General features: G+C 62.5%; 21 protein-coding genes and 1 pseudogene. 14 read left to right on the plus strand and 8 right to left on the minus strand.

Annotated elements, in window-relative coordinates; translation table 11 throughout:
* Positions 1-34: 34 nt before the first annotated feature.
* Together recR and QMO80_RS12365 are read left to right on the plus strand one after the other, a co-directional pair.
* Entirely contained in the window at positions 35-640 is a 606-nt protein-coding gene (recR, locus tag QMO80_RS12360; protein WP_012559493.1) for a recombination mediator RecR, read from the plus strand.
* Between the two features lie 215 nt (positions 641-855).
* Positions 856-2127: a lytic murein transglycosylase gene (locus tag QMO80_RS12365; protein ID WP_283196871.1), complete on the plus strand. Its 1272-nt coding sequence runs from the start codon at positions 856-858 to the stop codon at positions 2125-2127.
* A gap of 4 nt (positions 2128-2131) precedes the next feature.
* Here the strand turns inward: QMO80_RS12365 and QMO80_RS12370 are convergent, their stop codons facing one another.
* Both QMO80_RS12370 and QMO80_RS12375 read right to left on the minus strand, forming a co-directional pair.
* Complete coding sequence (locus QMO80_RS12370) at positions 2132-2587, minus strand: GNAT family N-acetyltransferase (RefSeq protein WP_283196872.1); 456 nt, start codon at positions 2585-2587, stop codon at positions 2132-2134.
* Positions 2588-2595: 8 nt separating this feature from the next.
* On the minus strand, positions 2596-4227 hold the full coding sequence (locus tag QMO80_RS12375) for an MFS transporter (RefSeq protein ID WP_283196873.1): 1632 nt from the start codon (positions 4225-4227) through the stop codon (positions 2596-2598).
* 244 nt (positions 4228-4471) lie between these two features.
* On the opposite strand from QMO80_RS12375, the gene rimP reads away from it, so the two are divergent.
* The 10 genes from rimP (at position 4472) to QMO80_RS12425 (ending at position 16820) form a co-directional block, all read left to right on the plus strand.
* Positions 4472-5077 carry a ribosome maturation factor RimP gene (gene rimP, locus QMO80_RS12380; RefSeq protein ID WP_283196874.1) on the plus strand — a complete coding sequence of 202 codons (606 nt, stop codon included), beginning with the start codon at positions 4472-4474 and terminating at the stop codon, positions 5075-5077.
* 58 nt (positions 5078-5135) lie between these two features.
* The gene (gene nusA / locus QMO80_RS12385) at positions 5136-6743 is read left to right on the plus strand and encodes a transcription termination factor NusA (protein WP_283196875.1); all 1608 of its coding nucleotides are present in this window, start codon (positions 5136-5138) and stop codon (positions 6741-6743) included.
* Positions 6740-7435 carry an RNA-binding protein gene (locus QMO80_RS12390; protein ID WP_184342664.1) on the plus strand — a complete coding sequence of 232 codons (696 nt, stop codon included), beginning with the start codon at positions 6740-6742 and terminating at the stop codon, positions 7433-7435. Before nusA ends, QMO80_RS12390 begins: the two co-directional genes overlap by 4 nt.
* 101 nt (positions 7436-7536) lie before the next feature.
* Complete coding sequence (gene infB / locus QMO80_RS12395; RefSeq protein ID WP_283196876.1) at positions 7537-10293, plus strand: translation initiation factor IF-2; 2757 nt, start codon at positions 7537-7539, stop codon at positions 10291-10293.
* Between the two features lie 164 nt (positions 10294-10457).
* Positions 10458-10862: a 30S ribosome-binding factor RbfA gene (gene rbfA / locus QMO80_RS12400; protein ID WP_283196877.1), complete on the plus strand. Its 405-nt coding sequence runs from the start codon at positions 10458-10460 to the stop codon at positions 10860-10862.
* 13 nt (positions 10863-10875) lie between these two features.
* Positions 10876-11808, plus strand: a complete 933-nt coding sequence (gene truB / locus QMO80_RS12405) for a tRNA pseudouridine(55) synthase TruB (RefSeq protein ID WP_283196878.1) — start codon at positions 10876-10878, stop codon at positions 11806-11808.
* Between the two features lie 100 nt (positions 11809-11908).
* Positions 11909-12760: an alpha/beta fold hydrolase gene (locus tag QMO80_RS12410; protein ID WP_283200177.1), complete on the plus strand. Its 852-nt coding sequence runs from the start codon at positions 11909-11911 to the stop codon at positions 12758-12760.
* A gap of 153 nt (positions 12761-12913) precedes the next feature.
* Complete coding sequence (rpsO, locus tag QMO80_RS12415) at positions 12914-13183, plus strand: 30S ribosomal protein S15 (protein ID WP_025417456.1); 270 nt, start codon at positions 12914-12916, stop codon at positions 13181-13183.
* Positions 13184-13534: 351 nt separating this feature from the next.
* Positions 13535-15673 (plus strand): polyribonucleotide nucleotidyltransferase, encoded by a 2139-nt coding sequence (pnp, locus tag QMO80_RS12420; RefSeq protein WP_283196879.1) that lies wholly within the window; start codon positions 13535-13537, stop codon positions 15671-15673.
* 130 nt (positions 15674-15803) lie between these two features.
* A complete protein-coding gene (locus tag QMO80_RS12425; protein ID WP_283196880.1) occupies positions 15804-16820 on the plus strand; it encodes a class I SAM-dependent methyltransferase in 1017 nt (338 codons plus the stop codon).
* 3 nt (positions 16821-16823) lie between these two features.
* On the opposite strand, the pseudogene QMO80_RS12430 reads toward QMO80_RS12425, so the two are convergent.
* From QMO80_RS12430 to fabA, 4 genes and pseudogenes are all read right to left on the minus strand, one after another.
* Positions 16824-17322: pseudogene (locus tag QMO80_RS12430) on the minus strand (type II toxin-antitoxin system HicB family antitoxin).
* Between the two features lie 141 nt (positions 17323-17463).
* Entirely contained in the window at positions 17464-18270 is an 807-nt protein-coding gene (gene fabI, locus QMO80_RS12435; protein WP_283196881.1) for an enoyl-ACP reductase FabI, read from the minus strand.
* Positions 18271-18274: 4 nt separating this feature from the next.
* Positions 18275-19507, minus strand: a complete 1233-nt coding sequence (gene fabB, locus QMO80_RS12440; protein WP_283196882.1) for a beta-ketoacyl-ACP synthase I — start codon at positions 19505-19507, stop codon at positions 18275-18277.
* Between the two features lie 46 nt (positions 19508-19553).
* Complete coding sequence (gene fabA / locus QMO80_RS12445) at positions 19554-20069, minus strand: 3-hydroxyacyl-[acyl-carrier-protein] dehydratase FabA (protein ID WP_283196883.1); 516 nt, start codon at positions 20067-20069, stop codon at positions 19554-19556.
* Positions 20070-20369: 300 nt separating this feature from the next.
* Between fabA and irrA the strand changes: the two genes are divergently transcribed.
* Complete coding sequence (gene irrA / locus QMO80_RS12450; protein ID WP_283196884.1) at positions 20370-20789, plus strand: iron response transcriptional regulator IrrA; 420 nt, start codon at positions 20370-20372, stop codon at positions 20787-20789.
* Between the two features lie 13 nt (positions 20790-20802).
* Here irrA and QMO80_RS12455 read toward each other — a convergent pair whose 3' ends face one another.
* Positions 20803-21438, minus strand: a complete 636-nt coding sequence (locus QMO80_RS12455) for a trimeric intracellular cation channel family protein (RefSeq protein WP_283196885.1) — start codon at positions 21436-21438, stop codon at positions 20803-20805.
* 176 nt (positions 21439-21614) lie between these two features.
* Here QMO80_RS12455 and QMO80_RS12460 point away from each other — a divergent pair, with 176 nt between their 5' ends.
* Entirely contained in the window at positions 21615-22088 is a 474-nt protein-coding gene (locus QMO80_RS12460) for a hypothetical protein (RefSeq protein WP_283196886.1), read from the plus strand.
* Between the two features lies 1 nt (position 22089).
* Here QMO80_RS12460 and QMO80_RS12465 read toward each other — a convergent pair whose 3' ends face one another.
* Positions 22090-22878 carry a YdcF family protein gene (locus QMO80_RS12465; protein ID WP_096477112.1) on the minus strand — a complete coding sequence of 263 codons (789 nt, stop codon included), beginning with the start codon at positions 22876-22878 and terminating at the stop codon, positions 22090-22092.
* Positions 22879-22904: the final 26 nt, after the last annotated feature.

The following is a 22904-nucleotide window of genomic DNA, read 5'->3' on the forward strand; positions in this document are numbered from 1 at the left end:
TCCGTTTCCGCTGCATATCAGTTAAGAACGGCGTATGGCAAAACGAGTCACCGGCCCCGAAATCGAAAAACTCATCCAGCTTCTGGCGAAGGTGCCGGGCCTCGGGCCGCGCTCGGCGCGCCGGGCGGCACTGCATCTGATCAAGAAGAAGGACCAGCTGCTGGGGCCTCTGTCGAATGCGATGGGCGAGGCTTACGACAAGGTGAAGATCTGCTCGCGCTGCGGCAATGTCGATACGGTCGATCCCTGCACCGTCTGCACCGACACGCAGCGCGATCAATCCATCATCATCGTCGTCGAGGACGTCTCCGACCTCTGGGCGCTGGAGCGGGCAGGCGCGATGAACGCCGCCTATCATGTGCTCGGCGGCACGCTGTCGCCGCTCGACGGGATCGGCCCCGACGATCTCAATATTCGCGGGCTGATCGACCGGATCGGCGAAGGCGGCATCCGCGAACTGATCATCGCCGTCAACGCCACCGTCGAGGGGCAGACGACAGCGCATTACATCACCGACCAGCTGCAGGGGCTTAACGTGAAGATCACCCGGCTGGCGCATGGCGTGCCGGTCGGCGGCGAACTCGATTATCTCGACGAGGGTACGCTAGCGGCGGCTCTTCGGGCACGGACGGTGATATGAAGGGCTTGCGTATGCCGAAAGATACCCCCCTCTGCCCTGCCGGGCCCGGGGTCGAGCCGCGGGTCTCGACCCGTCCTTCGGACCCCCACAAGGGGGGAGATCGGCAAGTTTCACCGGCGTCGCGAAATCTTGACCGTGTGCCAGGCGGCGGCGATCTGCAGCGTTTGGTTCGGACGAGAGTGTGCCCCCAGCCGATCTCCCCCCTTGTGGGGGAGATGTCCGGCAGGACAGAGGGGGGTGTTCCACGACGGCTGCGGATACTCGCGTTGGCGATAATGACCGCCCTCCTCCCTCTCCCCTCATATGCAGCCCCTTCGAAAGCCGACGTCGAGGCACAATTCGAGACCTGGGTGCAGAAGGATCTCTGGCCCGAGGCGAAGGCGAACGGCATTTCAGAGAAGACTTTCAAGGCCGCCTTCTCTGGCGTCGCGCTAAATTGGAACCTGCCGGATCTCGCGCCGCCCGGTTTTCCGCCGCCGAAGGAGCAGAAGCAGACGCAGGCGGAGTTTTCCTCGCCCGCCCCCTATTTCAACGAGGACCATCTGAAGAGGCTTGCCGCAACCGGGCGCGGCTTTGCCGCGCAATATGGCTCGACGCTGAAGCGGATCGAGAAGACCTATGGCGTGCCGGGCTCGATCGTGCTGGCCATCTGGGGCCGGGAGACCGGCTTCGGCGCGGCGAAGATCCCGAATTCGGCGGTCGAGGTGCTGGCGACCAAGGCCTTCATGTCGACGCGCAAGGAGATGTTCCGCACCGAACTGATGGCGGCGCTGCATATTCTCGACGGCGGCGACGTGACGCCCGCCGAGTTCAAGGGTTCGTGGGCCGGGGCGCTCGGCCAGCCGCAGTTCATGCCGACGAGCTATCTGAAATATGCCGTCGATTTCGACGGCGACGGTCACCGCAACATCTGGACCTCGGTGCCGGATACGCTTGCCTCGATCGCCAACTATCTGGTCAAGAAGGGCTGGCAGCGCGATCGTGATTGGGGCTTCGAGGTCTCGATCCCGGAGGCAGTCTCCTGCGCGCAGGAGGGTCCCGACCTCGCAAAGCCGCTGTCGCACTGGGCTTCGCTCGGCATCGACCGCATCTCCGGCAAAGGCTTTCCCCAGGGCGAGATGAAAGCGCAAGGCATGATGCTGGTCCCGGCCGGCCGGGACGGGCCTGAGTTCATCGTCACGCCGAATTTCTACGTCATCAAGGAATACAACAACTCCGATCTCTACGCGCTCTATATCGGCAATCTCGCCGACCGGATCGCCTATAATGCCGGTGCCTTCCAGGGTCGATGGGGCGATGTCGGCAAGATGCTGCGTTCCGATGTCGCCGCCATGCAGAAGGCGCTGGAGCGGCAGGGCTACGATGTCGGCGGCTCCGACGGCCTGCCTGGTTACAAGACCCGGCGTTCGATCGGCCAGTGGCAGGCGAAGAACGGCATGACGCCGACCTGCTTTCCCGAAGCGACGATGAAGGGCAAGCTGAAGTAGCCGTTCAGAGACTGCGCTTCAGCCCTTCATGGCTCGCGACGAAATCGAGCTGCTCGTAGAAGCGGATCGAATCCGCCCGCGTCTTGTCCGATGTCAGCTGCACGAGGCCGCAGCCGCGCGCGGCGCATTGGCCGATCGCCCATTCGATGAAGGCTGAGCCGAGGCCCGAACCGCGAATATCGCTTGCGACACGCACGCTTTCGATCTGGCCGCGCCACATGCCCATTCTCGACAGGCCGGGAAGAAAACTCAGCTGCAGGCAGCCGACGACCTTATCGGAAGCGTCGATTGCGACGGCCAGCAACTGATTGGCATCCGCCTCGATCGCGGCAAAGGCCGAGAGATAAGCCGCATCGACGGGATCGGAGACGACCTCCCTGGTAGCGCCGAGATCGTCATCGGCGAGAAGCCGGACGATGGCGGCGAGATCGGACTGACGGGCGAGCCTGAATTGATACATGGCTGCTCTCAATGATGCAGATCGATCGGCGCCTTGTGGAAGACGTCGTCGCCAGGCGGAATGGCCTGGCGTTCGATCATGCGGTGGACATGCGGCAGAGTTTCGCCGCGGTGAAGGGCGCGAAGCCTGTCGATGTTTTCGGCGTCGGCATGCGTGCGCCGCTGGTTGTGTCTTATATATTCGACCCAGGTCGGCGTGTGGTAGGTTTCCGTCCAGAGCCCGGGATTTTCGAGATCGCGCATCAGCGCCCAGTTGCGGGCGCCGTCGCGGATGCGGATACGGCGGCGTTCTCCCATCAGCTGCATGAATTCGGCAAGGTCGTCATCTCCGATCTCGTAATCGACCTGGATGACGATCGGGCCGCTGCGCGGGGTAATGTCGAGACTGAGCGCCGGCTCGGTGAAGCGGTTCAGCGGATCGAGGTTGAGCGAGGCGAAGGCCGGCATGGAAAACCGCAGGCCGGTCACGATGCCGAGCAGCATGACGGCCGACGACATAAGCAGCGCATCGGCGACACCGTAGCGATCGGCGGCCACGCCCCAGAGCCAGCTGCCGCCGGCGATGCCGCCGAAGGTGACGGTCTGGTAGAGCGACAGCGCACGCCCGACCACCCAGCGCGGCGTCGACAGCTGGACGATGGTGTTGAAGAGCGAGAGCGCGGAGACCCAGCAGGCGCCGGAGACGAGCAGCCCGGCCGAGGTGAGCACGGCGCTTGGGCTGAAGGCGGCGATGACGGCGCTGAGCGCAAAGCCTGTAAAGGCCAGGCGGATGATCATCTCGCTCGACAGCATCTGGCGCAGCCGCGCATTCAGCACCGCGCCGCCGATCGCGCCGATGCCGAAGGCGCCGAGCATGAAACCATAGGTCAGCGGGCCGCCGCCGACGAGATCGAGGGCCACGACCGGCAGCAGCGCCAGGATCGAGCTGGCGCCGATGCCGAAGAGCAGCCCCCGGAGGAGCACCTTTTCGAGATTGGGCGACATCGAGACATAACGCAGGCCGGCGAAGATGGCGCTGCCGAGCGCCTCGCGCGGCAGGGTCGAGACCGGCGTGCTCGGGCGCCAGCGCAGCAGGGCATAGATCAAAGCGAGGTAGCTCACGGTGTTCACCGCGAAGGCTGCGGCCGCGCCGGCTGCCGCGACGATGACGCCGCCGATCGCCGGGCCGACGCTGCGGGTGATGTTGAAGCCCATGCTGTTCAGCGTGACGGCGCCCGGCAGATCGGCGCGCGGCACCATGTCGCCGACCGAGGCCTGCCAGGAAGGATTGTTGAGCGCGGTGCCGCAGCCGATCAGGAAGGTGAAAAAGAGCAGCAGCCAGGGGGTGATCCAGCCGAGAAGGGCCGAGATCGTCAGCAGCGCCGAGACCACCAGCATCATGCACTGCGCCGTCAGCATCACCCGGCGGCGATCGTAATTGTCGGCGAGCGCGCCCGAAATCAGCGAAAACAGCATGATCGGCAGCGCCGTCGAGGTCTGCACCAGCGCGACCATGTCCTCCGAGGCGGTGATCGTCGTCATCATCCAGGCGGCACCCACCGCCTGGATCAGGCCGCCGAAATTCGAGGACAGGCTGGCGAACCAGATGGTGCGGTAGGTCTCGTGCCGCAAAGGCGCCAATGTCGACGAAGTGTAGGCCACGATTTCTCCGCTTTTGTTGTTGCGCCCCACGGCAATATATGCGCAAGACCGGCGCTGGCCATAGGGTCTCGTCACCTCGCCGGAAGCGAATTGGCCGAATCGGTCGCAGACCTTGCAATTTCGGAAAAACCCGACTATATGGCTCTCAAATTCTTGATCGCTTGATGAAGAGTGGGCCGCAAGGACCCGCTCTTTTTTATTAGCGCGATCCCTAAACAGCATGAAATTGCGAGGAGCGCACCGCTTGTCGGACATGACAAACGCAGACAACGAACTTGAGCCGCGGCTGATTACCGAAACCGGGCTTGACCAGCGTCTTGCCGATATCATCGAACCCGTCCTCGTCGGCCTGGGCTTTCGGCTGATCCGCGTCCGTATGCTGAACCAGAACGGCGCGACGATGCAGGTCATGGCCGAGCGTAACGACGGGACGATGACGGTTCAGGACTGCGAAGAAATCTCGATGGCGATTTCTCCGGTCCTCGATGTGGAAGATCCGATCGATAAAGAGTATCATCTCGAGGTGTCTTCGCCCGGCATCGACCGTCCGATGGTTCGGAAATCCGATTTCGTCCGCTGGCAGGGCCACCTTGTGAAATGCGAGACGTCGATCCTGATCGACAATCGCAAGCGCTTCCGCGGCAAGATCGTCGAAGCAGGCGTAGATGGTTTCACGCTCGAGCGTGACCAGGTCGCTTACGGGGAAGAGCAAAAGGTCACCATTCCCTTCACGGCGCTTAGCGATGCGAAGCTCATTCTGACCGACGACCTGATCCGCGACGCGTTGCGCGCCGACAAGCTGGCAAAAGCCCAGGCCGCCAACCAGAACGAAGCGGACGACCAGGAATAACCGATCAACAGACCGCTCCAGGGACGGGAACCCGGGGTTAAGACGGAGAAACAAGACAATGGCAGTCAGTGCGAACCGGCTCGAACTTCTGCAGATCGCAGATGCAGTGGCGCGCGAAAAGGTCATCGACCGCGAGATCGTGCTGGCCGCAATGGCCGATGCCATCCAGAAGGCGGCACGCTCCCGTTACGGCACCGAGTCCAACATCCGGGCCGATATCAATCCGAAGACCGGCGAAATCCGTCTGCAGCGCCTGCTCGAAGTCGTCGACAAGGCCGAGGATTATTCGACGCAGATCCCGCTGGAGCTTGCCCGCGACCGCAACCCGGACGCCGCCCTCGGCGATTTCATCGCCGACCCGCTGCCGCCGATGGATTTCGGCCGCATCGCCGCACAGTCCGCCAAGCAGGTGATCGTGCAGAAGGTGCGTGAAGCCGAGCGCGACCGCCAGTTCGACGAATTCAAGGATCGCACCGGCGAAATCGTCAACGGCACCGTCAAGCGCGTCGAATACGGCAATGTCATCGTCGATCTCGGCCGTGGCGAAGGCATCATCCGCCGCGACGAAATGATCCCGCGCGAGAACGTGCGCTATGGCGATCGCGTCCGTGCCTATGTCTATGATGTCCGTCGCGAACAGCGCGGCCCGCAGATCTTCCTGTCGCGCACCCATCCGCAGTTCATGGTGAAGCTGTTCACCATGGAAGTGCCCGAAATCTACGACGGCATCATCCAGGTGAAGTCGGTCGCCCGCGATCCGGGTTCGCGCGCCAAGATCGCCGTGATCTCGAACGACAGTTCGATCGATCCGGTCGGTGCCTGCGTCGGTATGCGCGGTTCGCGCGTCCAGGCCGTCGTCGGCGAACTCCAGGGCGAAAAGATCGACATCATTCCCTGGAGCCAGGACCCGGCGACCTTCGTCGTCAACGCTCTGCAGCCGGCCGAAGTCGCCAAGGTGGTTCTCGACGAGGATGCCGAGCGCATCGAAGTCGTCGTTCCCGACGAGCAGCTGTCGCTTGCGATCGGCCGCCGCGGCCAGAACGTCCGCCTGGCGTCGCAGCTGACCGGCTGGGATATCGACATCATGACGGAGGCCGAGGAATCGGAACGCCGCCAGAAGGAATTCAACGAACGCACCAACCTGTTCATGGATTCGCTCGACGTCGACGAAATGGTCGGCCAGGTTCTGGCCTCCGAAGGCTTTGCCGCCGTCGAGGAACTGGCCTATGTCGATCTCGACGAAATCTCCTCGATCGACGGTTTCGACGAAGAGACGGCGCAGGAAATCCAGCAGCGCGCCCGCGAATTCCTCGAGCGTCTCGAAGCCGAGATGGACGAGAAGCGCAAGGCGCTCGGCGTTCAGGACGAGCTGCGCGAAATCGACGGCATGACCGCCCAGATGATGGTGGCGCTCGGCGAAGACGGCATCAAGACGATCGAGGATTTTGCCGGTTGCGCCGCTGACGATCTCGTCGGCTGGACGGAACGCAAGAACGGCGAAACGAAGAAGTTCGAAGGCCTGTTCTCGAAGTTCGACGTCTCGCGCGTCGAAGCCGAGCAGATGATCGTCCAGGCCCGCCTGTCGGCCGGCTGGATCACGCAAGAGGATCTGGCGAAGGGGACCGAAGAAGAGGTCACCGAAGCCGAAGCCGAACAAGAAGCATGATGACCGCGCATGAGCCGGACGCTCTCCCTGACGAGGACGACGATCTTGCGGGTTATGACGTGAACGGACGCATGTGCATCGTGACGCGCGAAAGCGGATCGCCGGAAGAGCTGATCCGCTTCGTCGCCGCTCCCGATGGAACTGTTGTCGCCGACCTGAAGCGCGAGCTTCCGGGACGCGGATGCTGGGTGAAGATCGACCGCTCGCTGGTCGACAGGGCGGTGGCGAAGAAACTCTTCGCCCGCGCGCTGAAAATGGATGTGAAGGCGGCAGACGATCTCGGCGCAAGCGTCGACCGGCTGCTCGCGGCGCAATTGATGCAGATGATGAACATGGCGCGGAAAGCCGGCCAGTTCGTCAGCGGTTCCTCGAAAGTGGATGCCGCGGTCAGAAGCGGGGCAGCCCTTGCGGTGTTCCATGCGACCGATGCAGCCGATGACGGTGTCCGGAAAATCGACCAGGCCCGCAAGGCCTGGCACCTCGGAATGGAGACCGAGGAGGAGATACCTTCCTTCCGTCTCTTCTCGGAGAGCGAAATGGAAGGCCTGATGGGCCAGAATGCTTTTATCCATGCCGCAGTGCTTGCAGGGCAGGCGGGTGAGGGTGTAGTGAAGCGCGCAAAGATGCTCGAACAGTACCGTATTGGCGGTCAGTCCCGGGCAGCGGGCGGCGCTGGCCGGCAAAAACAATGAGGCGGTCACCGGCATCGGCCGGTCGCATTCTCATTGATCGACAGTATTGAACGACAGGGTCTGATCTAGTCATCGCTCCCTGTCCGAAGGAACGGGAACGAATGACCGATAGTAACGACGACAAGACAATCAGCGTGACGGGCAAAAAGACGCTTACCCTGAAACCATCGGGGATGAGCCAGGGCACCGTTCGCCAGGATATGGGTCGGGGCCGCACCAAGGCGGTCGTCGTCGAGACCCGTAAGCGGCGCCCGATGCGCCCGGAAGACGAAAAGCCGATCACACCTGTGGCTCCGGCGGCTCCCGTCCGTGCCGCCGAACCGGCGCCAGCACCCGTGCAGGCGCGTCCGCAGCAGGCCGCACCGGCACCGCGGATCCAGCAGGGTAACAACAACCAGACGAACCAGCGTCCGCAGCAGTCCCACCAGGCGCCGCGCCAGAACGATCGTCCGCGGCCCGTGGTGCTGAACCATCTGTCGCCCGAGGAAATGGACGCCCGTCGCCGGGCGCTTGCCGACGCCCAGGCGCGTGACGCCCAGGATGCGATCCGCCGCGCCGAGGAAGAAAAGCGCCGCGCCGCCGAAGAGATTATCCGCAAGGCAGCCGAAGCCGAAGAAGCTGCCCGCAGGGCCGCTGAAGAGGCCATCCGCCAGGCTGAGGCGCCCGCTCCAGTTGCTGAACCGGCAGCCGCAGCACCGGCTCCGGCCGAAGCACGCGCCGATGCCCCGCGGCCGCAGCAGCCGGCATCGTCGGCGCCTGCCGCGCGCCGGCCCGATGCGGCCGGAGCAGCAACTGCTGCCCGTCCGGCAGCAGGCGCTGCCGCCCCCGGCGCCGTTCGCGGCCGCCGCGACGAAAAGGAAGACGACGATCGTGGTGCTGCGCGCGGCGGCCCGGTCCGTGGCCGCGTCGTTCGCCCGGAACCGGCAAAGCCGGTCACGACACGCCCGAAGACGGATGAAGAGCGCCGTCGCGGCAAGCTGACGATCTCCACCGCCAACGTCGACGGCGAAGACAATGCCCGCGGCCGTTCGCTCTCGGCCATGCGCCGCCGGCAGGAGAAATTCCGCCGCGGTCAGATGCAGGAAACCCGCGAGAAGATCTCCCGCGAGGTGGTTCTGCCGGAGACCATCACCATTCAGGAACTGTCGCAGCGCATGTCCGAACGCGCCGTCGACGTCATCAAGTACCTGATGAAGGAAGGCCAGATGATGAAGCCGGGCGACGTCATCGACGCCGACCTCGCCGAACTCATCGCCGGCGAATTCGGCCATACGGTCCGGCGCGTGTCGGAATCCGACGTTGAACTCGGCATCTTCAACGTCTCCGACGAGGACGGCGAACTGGTTTCGCGCCCGCCCGTCGTCACCATCATGGGCCATGTCGACCACGGCAAGACCTCGCTGCTCGACGCCATCCGCCATGCCAACGTGGTCTCCGGCGAAGCCGGCGGTATCACGCAGCATATCGGCGCCTATCAGGTGGAGCAGAGCGGCCAGAAGATCACCTTCATCGACACCCCCGGCCACGCCGCCTTCACGGCGATGCGTGCCCGCGGTGCGCAGGCGACCGACATCGCGATCCTGGTCGTCGCAGCCGACGACAGCGTGATGCCGCAGACGATCGAATCGATCAACCACGCCAAGGCGGCCGGTGTTCCGATCATCGTTGCGATCAACAAGGTCGACAAGCACGAGGCCGATCCGCAGAAGGTCCGCAACCAGCTGCTGCAGCATGAAGTCTTCGTGGAATCCATGGGCGGTGAAGTGCTCGACGTCGAGGTTTCGGCCAAAACCGGCAAGAACCTCGACAAGCTGCTCGAGGCGATCCTGCTGCAGGCGGAAATTCTCGATCTCAAGGCCAACCCGAACCGGACTGCCGAAGGTACCGTCATCGAAGCCCAGCTCGATCGTGGCCGCGGTTCGGTCGCCACCGTGCTCGTCCAGAAGGGTACGCTGCGTCCGGGCCAGATCATCGTCGCCGGCGACGTCTGGGGCCGCGTGCGCGCGCTCGTCACCGACAAGGGCGACCATGTGAAGGAAGCCGGTCCCGCGACCCCGGTCGAGGTTCTCGGTCTTTCCGGCACGCCGCAGGCGGGCGACAAGTTCGCCGTCGTCGAAAGCGAAAGCCGCGCCCGCGAAATCTCCGAATATCGTCAGCGTCTTGCCCGCGACAAGGCGGCTGCCCGCCAGTCGGGACAGCGCGGTTCGCTGGAACAGATGATGATGCAGCGCCAGAACGCCGGCATCAAGGAGTTTCCGCTTGTTATCAAGGGTGACGTGCAGGGCTCGATCGAAGCGATCGCCGGCGCCCTTGAGAAGCTCGGCACCGACGAGGTCCGCGCCCGTATCGTCCATTCGGGCGCCGGCGGCATCACCGAGTCGGATATCTCGCTCGCCGAAGCGTCGAACGCGGCCATCATCGGCTTCAACGTTCGTGCCAATACGCAGGCACGCCAGTTCGCCGAGCGCGAAGGCATCGAAATCCGCTACTACAACATCATCTACGACCTGGTGGATGACGTGAAGGCGGCGATGTCGGGCCTGCTGTCTCCGGAACGGCGCGAGACCTTCATCGGCAATGCCGAAATCCTCGAGGTGTTCAACATCACCAAGGTCGGCAAGGTCGCAGGCTGCCGTGTCGTCGAAGGCAAGGTCGAGCGCGGTGCGGGCGTCCGCCTCATCCGCAACGACGTCGTCGTTCACGAAGGCAAGCTCAAGACCCTCAAGCGCTTCAAGGACGAAGTCTCCGAGGTACCGATGGGCCAGGAATGCGGCATGGCCTTCGAAAATTACGAGGATATGCGCGCCGGCGACGTCATCGAGTGCTTCCGCGTCGAGCATATCACGCGCACGCTCTAAACCGCCGCGCGCTTTAAGCGCAGCATCAGCTTTCCGAAAGCCATTCGCCAGCCCGGCGGATGGCTTTCGGGCATCCAGCGACTTGACCTTTTCGGCCAAAAGAGTCATGGACGCTCTCCTTTGACGGGTTCGATTCCCAGCCGCATCGGCAAATAGAGATAACAATGACCAGAGCAACTTCTTCCGCGCCTTCGCAGCGCATGCTGCGCGTTGGCGAACAGGTCCGCGCCGCGATCACCCAGGTACTGCAGCGCGGCGAAGTGCGCGACGACGTCATCGAAGCGACCGTGATCTCGATCTCGGAAGTGCGCATGTCGCCCGACCTCAAGATCGCCACCGCCTATGTGACGCCGCTCGGCGTTTCCGACCACAGCATCGTCATCGGGGCGTTGAACCGTCATGCGAAATATATTCGCGGCCGGCTCGGGCAGCAGCTTCGGCAGATGAAATACATGCCGGAGGTGCGCTTTCGCGACGATACCAGCTTCGACAACTACAAGAAAATCGACGAGCTGCTGCGCTCGCCCGAGGTGAGCCGCGATCTCGACGGCGATAATGACGAACAATAAACAGAAGAGACGCATGTCCAAACCACGCAAACCCAAAGGCCGGCCGATTTCCGGCTGGCTGATCCTCGACAAGCCGGTGGATTTCGGCTCGACGGAAGCCGTTTCCAAGATCAAGTGGCTCTACAAGGCGCAGAAGGCCGGTCATGCCGGCACGCTCGATCCGCTCGCCTCCGGCATGCTGCCGATCGCGCTCGGCGATGCGACGAAGACCGTTCCCTATGTGATGGACGGCCGCAAGATCTATGAATTCACGGTCAGCTGGGGCGAAGAGCGGGCGACCGACGATCTCGAAGGCGAAGTGACCGTAAGCTCGGACAAGCGTCCGAGCGAACAGCAGATCCGCGATATCCTGCCTGGCTATATCGGCACCATCAGCCAGGTGCCGCCGCAGTTTTCGGCCATCAAGATATCGGGTGAACGCGCCTATGATCTGGCGCGCGAAGGCGAAACCGTCGAAATCCCCTCGCGCGAAGTCGATATCTTCCGGCTGACATTGCTCGCCTGCCCGGATGCCAATACCGCGCATTTCGAAGTCGAATGCGGCAAGGGCACATATGTCAGGGCGCTCGCCCGCGATTTCGGCCGGGAGCTCGGCTGCTACGGCCACGTGTCCGGGCTGCGGCGCACCTTCGTCGCGCCCTTCGCGGAAGAGGCCATGGTGCCGCTTGCCAACCTCGTGGCGCTTGAGGCGATCGAAGATATGGACGAGCGGCTTGCAGCCCTCGACGCGCTGCTGATCGACACCTGCGAGGCGCTGTCGGCGCTGCCCCATCTCGTCATCAACGACGACCAGGCGCACCGGCTGAAGATGGGCAACCCGATCCTCGTGCGCGGCCGCGATGCGCCGGTTGCCGAAAGCGAAGCCTATGCGACGGCCCGCGGCAGGCTGATTGCGATCGGCGAGATCGGCCAGGGCGAGTTTCGCCCGAAGCGGGTTTTCGGCTGAGTCCGTACAGCTGACGATTGTCAGGCATCAGCGATGCGATATCTTCCTTTCGGGCGATAACCGCCCGAGGGGCCGTGGCGGCCCGACAACGGGGATGATGATGCGCGTGATCGCTATCGGCATACTGACGTTCTTTTCCATGTTCCTGACCATTGCCGGCGCCCAATCCGCCGAGCGCTGGGCCGAGCTCCCGGCCTTTCCTGACATGCCCGTGCCGAAGACCAGCGGCATGGCCGATGTGAACGACATCAAGATGTATTATGCCGAATATGGTGAAGGCGAGCCGATGCTCTTCATCCATGGCGGGCTTGGCAATGCCGAGGTCTGGGGTCACCAGGTCGCCGAATTCGCCAAAGACCACCTGGTCATCGTCGCCGACAGCCGCGGGCATGGGCGCTCGACGCGCAGCCGGCAGCCCTTCGGCTACGATCTGATGACATCGGATTATGCCGCCCTTCTCGACCATTTGAAGATCGGCAAGGTGACGCTGGTGGGATGGTCGGACGGCGGCATCATCGGCATCGACATGGCGATGAGATATCCGGAAAAGCTGACCCGCGTCATTGCCCAGGCCGCCAATGTCACCACCGACGGCGTCAAGCCTGACGTCCTGAGCAACAAGACCTTCAACGACTATATCAACGTTGCCGGCGAACAGTACCGCAAGCTGTCGCCGACGCCGAACGAGTACGACGCCTTCGTCACCCAGATCTCCGAGATGTGGGTGACGCAGCCGGCCTGGACGGCGGCGGATCTCGGAAAGATCACGGTGCCTGTCACGCTCGCCATCGGCGATCACGATGAAGCCGTGAAGCTCGACCATACTCAGATGATGGCGAAAGAGATTCCGGGCGCAAAGCTCGTCATCCTGAAAGAGGCCAGCCATTTCGCCATGCTGCAGGATCCCGAGGGCTACGATGCGATGATCCGGGACGCCATGGCGGGCCGCTGAAAACCGCTGCGGGAGCTCCCCTCTTTCCATCGCTGCTTATTTGGTTTATAGGCAGCGCCAGCGTCAGGTTCGCCTGCTCGCATTCACGGCCAAAGCTGGACGGCATCCCGGCTTTTGGCGACCTTTATCTCCTCTCTTAGAAAGGATCACCCGATGTCGATCACTGCTGAGCGCAAGTCTGCGCTGATCAAGGAATACGCAACCGCCGAAGGCGACACCGGTTCTCCTGAGGTTCAGGTCGCGATCCTGACCGAACGCATCAACAACCTGACCGAACACTTCAAGGACCACAAGAAGGATAACCATTCCCGCCGTGGCCTGTTGACGATGGTTTCGAGCCGCCGCTCGCTTCTTGATTATCTCAAGAAGAAGGATGAAGGCCGCTATTCCAAGCTGATTTCCAGCCTGGGTATCCGCCGCTAAGATTGTCCGGCGGGCGCTTTTCGAGCGCCCGCCGGATCCTATTTCGGGACATGGTTCCCGATGAAATGTTCCAGCCGCGCCCTATCTTCAAGCGGTGGAACGACCGGCGGACCCGGATGGGCCGGTTCTGCCAAACCAACCGTTGACCTGTCATGGGGCAGGATTGCCGGATGCTTTCGGCCAAGGCTTGTCAGAGCTTTGGCCCAGTTTCCCGGGAACTAGGTTCCCTGGGGAAGCTGAGATAAAAGCCTCTCGTTGTCTTGCCCGTGATACGTCACATTGTTTGCGGTCGACTGTGCGCTGCGCCTTGATATCGGCGATGGCGCGTGCTCCCGCATTGAAGGACAAGTCATGTTTGATACACACACAGTCGAAATCGAGTGGGCCGGCCGCCCGCTGAAGCTCGAAACCGGCAAGATCGCCCGTCAGGCCGACGGCGCCGTTCTCGCCACCTACGGCGAAACCGTCGTTCTCGCCACCGTCGTTTCGGCCAAGGCGCCGAAGCCCGGCCAGGACTTCTTCCCGCTCACCGTCAACTACCAGGAAAAGACCTACGCAGCCGGCAAGATCCCCGGCGGCTATTTCAAGCGCGAGGGACGCCCGAGCGAGAACGAGACGCTCGTTTCCCGCCTGATCGACCGTCCGATCCGCCCGCTTTTCCCTGAGGGCTACAAGAACGACACGCAGGTCGTCGTCACCGTCATCCAGCACGACCTCGAAAACAATCCCGACATCCTGTCCATGGTCGCGACCTCGGCAGCGCTGACGCTCTCCGGCGTTCCCTTCATGGGCCCGGTCGGCGGTGCGCGCGTCGGCTACATCAACGGCGAATACGTTCTCAACCCGCATCTCGACGAGATGGACGAATCGAGCCTCGACCTCGTCGTCGCCGGCACCTACGACGCCGTGCTGATGGTTGAATCCGAAGCCAAGGAACTCAACGAAGAAGTCATGCTCGGCGCCGTCATGTTCGGCCACAAGGGCTTCCAGCCCGTTCTCGACGCGATCATCAAGCTCGCCGAAGTCGCCGCCAAGGAGCCGCGCGACTTCCAGCCGGAAGACTATTCCGCTCTCGAAACCGAGATGCTCGGCCTTGCCGAAGGCGAACTTCGTCAAGCCTACAAGATCACCCAGAAGGCTGATCGCTACGCCGCCGTCGACGCCGTCAAGGCGAAGGTGAAGGCTCACTTCCTCCCCGAGGAAGGCGAAGCCCGCTACACCGCCGAGGAAGTCGGCGCGATCTTCAAGCACCTGCAGGCGAAAATCGTCCGCTGGAACATCCTCGACACCAAGAGCCGCATCGATGGCCGCGACCTCGAAACCGTTCGTCCGATCGTTTCGGAAGTCGGCCTCCTGCCGCGCACCCATGGTTCGGCGCTGTTCACCCGCGGTGAAACCCAGGCGATCGTCGTTGCCACGCTCGGCACCGGCGAAGACGAGCAGTATGTCGACAGCCTGACGGGCATGTACAAGGAGCGCTTCCTGCTCCACTACAACTTCCCTCCCTACTCGGTTGGCGAAACCGGCCGCATGGGCTCCCCGGGCCGTCGTGAAATCGGTCACGGCAAGCTCGCATGGCGCGCGATCCGTCCGATGCTGCCGACACCTGAGCAGTTCCCCTACACGCTGCGCGTCGTCTCCGAGATCACCGAGTCGAACGGCTCGTCCTCGATGGCCACCGTCTGCGGCACTTCGCTCGCACTGATGGATGCCGGCGTTCCGCTCGCCAAGCCGGTTGCCGGTATCGCCATGGGTCTGATCCTGGAAGGCGATCGCTTCGCCGTTCTCTCCGACATTCTCGGTGACGAAGACCACCTCGGCGACATGGACTTCAAGGTTGCAGGGACCGCCGACGGCATCACCTCGCTGCAGATGGACATCAAGATCGCCGGTATCACCGAAGAGATCATGAAGGTCGCCCTTGGCCAGGCTCAGGGCGGTCGCGCCCACATTCTCGGCGAAATGGCGAAAGCCATCACCGAAAGCCGCGGCCAGCTCGGCGAATTCGCTCCGCGCATCGAAGTCATGAACATCCCGGTCGACAAGATCCGTGAAGTCATCGGCTCCGGCGGCAAGGTCATCCGCGAAATCGTCGAAAAGACCGGCGCGAAGATCAACATCGAAGACGACGGCACCGTCAAGATCGCCTCCTCCTCCGGCAAGGAAATCGAAGCGGCCCGCAAGTGGATCCACTCGATCGTCGCCGAGCCTGAAATCGGCCAGATCTACGAAGGCACGGTTGTCAAGACCGCCGACTTCGGCGCCTTCGTCAACTTCTTCGGCGCCCGCGACGGCCTCGTCCACATCTCGCAGCTCGCCTCCGAGCGCGTTGCCAAGACGCAGGACGTCGTCAAGGAAGGCGACAAGGTCTGGGTCAAGCTGCTCGGCTTCGACGAACGCGGCAAGGTTCGCCTGTCGATGAAGGTCGTCGACCAGGCCACCGGCCAGGAGATCGCGAACGAGAAGAAGAAGGAAGAAGCGGCCGAATAAGCCGCGTCTCCCTGATTGAAATCCGGGCGCGGGAATCTTCCGCGCCCTTTTTGTATCCTGGTTTTGCGCATGTCGTGGCCGCACAACCGCTCAACACTTTGCGCGACATGCTTTTAACGAGACGAGATCCATGAGCCGCGAGACGCTGAAGACCCTGTTCCATCCCTTTGCCAGCGACACAGTCCAGGCGCCCGGCGAGGGCGAGCGCGTGCTCTTCCTCGGCGCCGAGGCAGGCTTTGCGCTGCCGGAAGGTTTCGCCGCCTCGCTCAGCGCCGTCCAGGGCTTCCGGCCGCTCTACCGGCAGCTGCTGGCCCAGCGGATCGACGCCAAACCCGAGATCGACGGCGAGGACTACGATGCCGCCCTGGTGCTCTGCACCAAGCACAAGGGCGAGAACGAGGCCAATCTCGCCGCGGCCATCGCCCGCACGCGTATGGGCGGCCTGATCGTCGTTGCCGGCGCCAAGGAAGACGGCATTCAGCCGCTGCGCAAGCGCCTGGAAGGCTTCGGTCTCGCCATCGACCATATGCCGAAATATCACGGCGTCGCCTTCTGGTTCGGCCGCCCTGCCGATGCCGGCGAGATCGTCTCCAGGCTGGCAAAGGCGCCGGTGCGCGTCGACGGCCGATTCAATGCCACCGCCGGCATGTTCTCGCATGACCGGATCGATGCCGGGTCGGAACTGCTCGCCTCGCGCCTGCCGCAGGATTTTACCGGCGACGTTGCCGATTTCGGCGCCGGATGGGGTTATCTCTCCGTCGAGCTGGCACAGAGGTCGCGCGGACTGACCCGTCTCGACCTCTACGAGGCCGACCACGCGGCTCTCGAGGCTGCGAGGGATAATCTGGCGGAGAACTGCCCGAACGCGCCCGCGCGCTTCTTCTGGCACGATCTGGCGGGCGAACCGGTCAAGGACAAATACGACCTCGTCATCATGAACCCGCCCTTCCACGAAGGGCACGCCGCTGAGCCGGCGCTCGGCCAGGCGATGATCAAGACTGCCGCATCCGCGCTTCGCGGCGGCGGCCGCCTGATGCTGGTCGCCAATCGCGGCCTGCCCTACGAGCCGGTTCTGGCGGCAAACTTCAGGGAAAGCGGCGAAACCTGCCGCAACGCCCGCTTCAAGGTTCTCTGGGCGAAGAAGTAAGCCTTATGCAGCCTCGATTTCCTTGCGGGCCGCACTCGCAAGGAAAGCCGTACGGGTGAGGCCGCGCTCTTTCGCAACCTTGTCGATTGCCTCAAGCATGCCTTTGTCGAAAGTGACATTGCAGCGCCGCGCGTCTGAAAAGACGCGCAAAGGACGCTGTAACACTTTGAGTTGCTGCATAATTTTGTCCTTAAATCGTTTCCGATTTAAGGAATTATGCAGTAGCTCGAACGGTGCGCGTTGCGTCTTCGATAAAAGGAACGCGCGTCAGAAAAGCACCCTCGGCCAGCTGCGCGCGGATATCCTGCCGGGAGCTGATCTCGTCATATGAAGAAGGCAGCGGCAGAGTTTCGTCTTCCGCCCAAAGGCGAAGGGCTTCTATGGCGTTCGCAGTAAGGTCTTCTTCCTCGTCAGCAGCGGAGAATACCGAGGGCAGATCCGGAAAGCTGATCCCGAAAGCGCTGTCGCTGTCCTTATGCACGAGAGCAATGAAATATTTCATGACTAGTCACTCACACTCCATTCTGCGCGTTCCGCGGATCGAGGCCATTCCTCCTCCAAGATAACTCTTCCAGACAAAACAACAAAGGCCATGCGCATTATGATGCGCATGGCCTTTTAGAAGCTTCTGAATAAGGGCTCTCTACTCGACGTCGGCCCTGCGCAGCGTGTCCAGGGTCGGCATGGAGGTGACGTTGAAACCGGCGTCGACGAAGTGGATTTCGCCGGTGACGCCGGCGGAAAGGTCGGAGAGCAGGTAGAGAGCCGAATTGCCGACCTGATCGATGGTGACTGTCTTGCGCAGCGGCGCGTTGCGCTGGTTCCAGGAGAGGATCGCGCGCGCATCGGAGATACCGGCGCCGGCGAGCGTGCGGATCGGGCCGGCCGATATGGCGTTGACGCGGATGCCGCGCGGGCCGTAATCGGCGGCGAGATAGCGCACCGAAGCCTCGAGCGCTGCCTTGGCGACACCCATGACGTTGTAATTCGGGATGACGCGCGTCGAGCCGTTATAGGTCAAGGTCAGCATCGCACCGCCATCTTCCATCAGCGGCGCGCAGCGCCTGGCGATCTCGGTGAAGGAGAAACAGGAAATGACCATGGTGCGGCTGAAATTCTCGCGCGTCGTATCGGCGTAGAGACCCTTCAGCTCGTTCTTGTCGGAAAAACCGATGGCGTGGACGATGAAATCCAGCTTGCCCCAGCGCCCTTCGATCGCGTCGACCAAGGCATCGACCGAAGCGATGTCCTCGACGTCGCAGGGCAGCACGAAATCCGAGCCGACTTCGGCCGCAAGCGGCTTGACGCGCTTGCCGAGCGCATCGCCCTGATAGGTGAAGGCGAGGTCCGCACCCTGTGCGGCGAGAGCCTTCGAAATTCCCCAGGCGATCGAGTGGTTGTTGGCGACGCCCATGATGAGGCCGCGCTTACCCTGCATGATTCCAGTCATATTATTATCCGTTATGGCGCTGGAAGACGAGCGTGGCGTTCGTCCCGCCGAAGCCGAAGGAGTTGGAGAGGGCGATATCGATCTTCGCATTGTCGATACGCTTGCGCACGATCGGCACGCCTTCGAATTCGGGATCGAGCTCGCTGATATGGGCGCTTTCGCCGATGAAGCCATTCTGCATCATCAGCAGGGAATAGATCGATTCCTGCACGCCGGCCGCACCCAGCGAATGGCCGGTCAGCGACTTGGTCGACTGGATATGCGGGATCTTGGCGCCGAATACCTCGCGGATGGCGCCGATTTCCTTGCTGTCGCCGACCGGCGTCGAAGTGCCGTGGGTGTTGACGTAGTCGACGTCGCCTTTGACGGTAGAAAGCGCCTGGCGCATGCAGCGGATGGCGCCCTCGCCCGAGGGGGCGACCATGTCGTAACCGTCCGACGTTGCGCCGTAGCCGACGATTTCGGCGTAGATCTTGGCGCCGCGGGCCTTGGCGCGCTCCAGCTCTTCGAGCACCAGCACGCCGGCGCCGCCGGCGATGACGAAGCCGTCGCGGTTGACGTCATAGGCGCGCGAGGCGCTGTCCGGCGTCTCGTTGTACTTGGAGGACATGGCGCCCATGGCGTCGAACAGATTGGACATGGTCCAGTCGAGATCTTCGTGGCCGCCGGCGAACATCACGTCCTGCTTGCCCCACTGGATCATTTCGGCGGCATTGCCGATGCAATGCGCCGATGTCGAGCAGGCCGACGAGATCGAGTAATTGACGCCGTGGATCTTGAACCAGGTGGCGAGTGTGGCCGATGCGGTCGAGGACATTGCCTTCGGCACGGCAAAGGGGCCGATGCGCTTCGGGCTGTTGTTCTTGACGGTGATGTCGGCCGCCTCGATGAGGGTGCGGGTGGACGGGCCGCCCGAGCCCATGATGATGCCGGTGCGCTCGTTCTGAGCGTAGTCCTTCTCTTCCAGCCCGGAATCGGCAAGTGCCTGCTTCATGGCGACATGGTTCCAGGCGCCGCCCTGCGACAGGAAGCGCATGGCGCGGCGATCGACCAGTTCGGCGAGCTCCGCGGCGCCGAGCTTGGGGCTGCCCCAAACCTGGCATTTGAAGCCGTGCTCTGCGAAATCGCTGGAGAAAGAGATACCCGACTTTGCCTGCCGCAAGGATTCGGTGACTTCGGCGGCGTCGTTTCCGATCGAGGACACGATACCCAGACCCGTGACAACTACCCGTCTCATCTGATCAAACCTTTTTTGTTTCGTGAACCGCTTAATATGATGCGGTTCAGGCCGTCTTGTCCTTCGAGAGACCGACGCGAAGATCGGCCGCCTGGTATATGGTCTCGCCGTCCGCCTTCAGCCAGCCGTCGGCCGTGCCGAGGACCAGACGGCCGCGCATGACACGCTTGAAGTCGATGCCATATTCGATCAGCTTCGTATGCGGGCGGACCATGCCCTTGAATTTCACTTCGCCCGTCGACAGCGCCATGCCGCGGCCTTCCTCGCCGAGCCAGCCCAGGAAGAAGCCGGTCAGCTGCCACATGCCGTCAAGGCCGAGGCAGCCCGGCATGATCGGATTGCCTTCGAAATGGCAGGGGAAATACCAGTCGTCGGGACGTACGTCGTATGCGGCTCGGAGATAACCCTTGTCGAAGGCCCCGCCGGTTTCGGAAATTTCGGTGATGCGGTGAACCATCAGCATGGGCGGCAGAGGAAGCTGCGCATTGCCGGGCCCGAACAGCTCGCCATGTGCGCAGGCGATGAGTTCGTCGTACGAGAAGCTGGACTGTCTGGTCGTCATAAAGTTTCTTTTTCCCCCCGCGTGAGCCCGTGGATGTGAACATGTAGTCCAAGTTCTTCAGAAAATGAAGCACGAGCAAGGCAGCTTCATTCATGGTCCCGGACCAAGCTTGCGCTATTATTTGGTGGTCGCATACAGGAAGGCCAGGGCTGCGACCAGACCTATTTGCGTTAAAAGCCGGTTTTGGCCGCGTTTATCAGGCTCTTGTCCCCATTGAACTATTGAAAGGCTCCTGTGCAAAAGTTATACCGCTTGAAGAAACATGATTGATTTATGCAGGAATAACCGGAGTTGGTTTTGATGACGGGTGCACTCCCGATCGCCATAGAGGTCAGGCTGCGCGGTGCGGGCCTGCGTCCCACCCGCCAGCGTGTCGCGCTCGGCGACCTCCTGTTTGCCAAGGGCGACCGGCATTTGACCGTCGAGGAACTGCATGAGGAGGCGGTTGCCGCCGGCGTGCCGGTGTCGCTGGCAACCGTCTACAACACGCTGCACCAGTTCACCGAAGCCGGTCTTATCCGCGTTCTCGCCGTCGAGAGCGCCAAGACCTATTTCGACACCAATGTTTCCGACCACCATCATTTCTTCGTCGAAGGCGACAACGAGGTGCTCGACATTCCCGTCAGCAACCTGACGATCGCCAATCTGCCGGAGCCGCCTGAGGGCATGGAAATCTCCCATGTCGACGTGGTGATCCGCCTGCGGGCAAAGCAAGGTTGACGACACGGCGGCGTCACATGACATCGTCGGGATGCCGTCCGGGCTTGTGCTTGTAAATCGGAAAAGTCCAGCCGAACCACAGGGCGCCGCCGCGCACCGCAAAGGCCGCGACGACGCCGCAGGCAGACGCCAGATAAAGCGGCATTCCGAGCGCATTGGCAAACGTGAACACGCCGGCGCCGACGAGGGCCGCGGTCACGTAGATTTCCGGCCTGAGCAGCACCGAAGGCTCGTTTGCCATCAGATCGCGCAGAATGCCGCCGAAGGTGGCGGTCAGCGTGCCGGTGACGATCGCGATGGTCGGCGAGCCGGTGGCCGCCAGCCCCTTGGCAGCACCCAGCACGCAATAGGCGGCAAGGCCGATCGCATCCAGCCAGATCAGCAGCCGATAGCGCGATTCCAAGAGATGGGCGGTGAAGAAGACGATGACGCCCATGATGCAGCAGATAAGGATATAGGCGGGGTTCAACACCCAGAAGACCGGCACACGGCCGAGCACGATATCGCGCACGGTGCCGCCGCCCGTTCCCGTCACCATGGCGAAAAACAGAAAGCCGATCAGATCCAGCTGCTTGCGCGAGGCGGCGAGCGCGCCCGTGGCGGCAAACAGCGCAATGCCGGCATAATCGAGATAGACGAGCAGAGACATGCGAGCCCCGGAACCGCGGAATATCTCACCAAAAACCACGGCGGCAAGGGCGGCGCAAGGCGGTGCGGCCATAAAGGTAGAGTCTTTATTTGATGCATGTCGTTGACCCAAAACCGCTGCACACTTTGTGGGCGACATGCATCGGGCTGCAGAGCCTTATCCAAAAGAGGAAAGCCGTGAAAACGCTGGTGCTCGCCGTTCTGAACATTCTCCTGCTGGTGATCATGCCGGTCGTGGCCTTCGGCCAGCAATCGCTGATCTCCGATCCGGAGATCTACGAGAAGAAACATTTCCAGGAGCAGTGCAAGGCGGCCGAATTCGCCGATGGCTTCGTTACCCGGCAGGACATCAACAATGACGGCCTGATCGATGCGGTGGTCAACGAGGGCGAACTCACCTGCGACGGGCAGAAGGGTCCGCAATGCAACGACGACGGCTGCACCTATAATTTCTATCTGCAGGTGGCCGAAGGCGGTTATTTCATGATCGCGACGGCGCAGATCTACGGCTATGACTTCGTCCAGCGCTTCGGCAACATGGTGCTGGCGATGAAGATGCACCCGCGTTTCTGCGACCGAACCGAGGGTGACCCCTGCATCGTGACGGCCCGCGTGCGCGGCACGAAATTCGTCACCATTTCAAAAAAGTAACTCAGCCCGGATAGAGCTCCGACGTCCGGCCGGCGAGATAATAGCCGACCAGGCCATACCATTCGCGGATCGCCGTCGCCATGTTCTGCGCATTGAGGTTCGGCTGGGTGAAATCCAGCCCCGGCCTGACCTGCCCATCGGTGCGATAATCGGTCGGCCAGGGCACGACCTCGATACCGAGCTTGCGGAAGATGCCGACGGAGCGCGGCATATGGAAACCCGAGGTGATCAGCAGGCAATGGGAAAGCCCCTGGCTTGCCAGAAATTCCTTGGTGTTGACGGCATTTTCGAATGTGGTGCGCGACTGCGTCTCCTCGATCAGGCGATCCCTGCCGACGCCGAAGAGCGGGAAGAAGCGCTCGGATGCCGCCGCATCGCCTTCATAGATGCCCGAAAGCGAGCCGTCACCGCCCGACACCAGAATGCGCGACTGCGGAAATTTCTGCGCAAGCCGCAGGGCTTCGACGAAGCGGTCGGCCGCGGCGTTGAATTCGATGCCGTGGCGCGCCGTGTTCACCTCGTTTTCGAAGGCGCCGCCGAGCACGATCATGCATTGCAGGTTCTCCGGATCGGCGGCAGGCTTGGCGAAGCGCTGCTCGAGCCCCTGCATCATGAGGTTGCCGGCCGTGGTGTAGAGCGTGACGAAGAGGATCGAGGCCGAACCGGCCGCGCCGAGGATACTCAAGGTGCGCCAGCGCAGCAGGCCGGCAATGAGGGCAAGGAAGACCAGGAAGAATGCCAGCGACAGCGGCTGCGCGAAAATCCAGACAAGCTTCGAAATCAGGAACAAGACGCTACTCCTTGAGGACGGACGGC

Source organism: Rhizobium sp. BT03, from assembly GCF_030053155.1.
Taxonomy (GTDB): Bacteria; Pseudomonadota; Alphaproteobacteria; order Rhizobiales; family Rhizobiaceae; genus Rhizobium.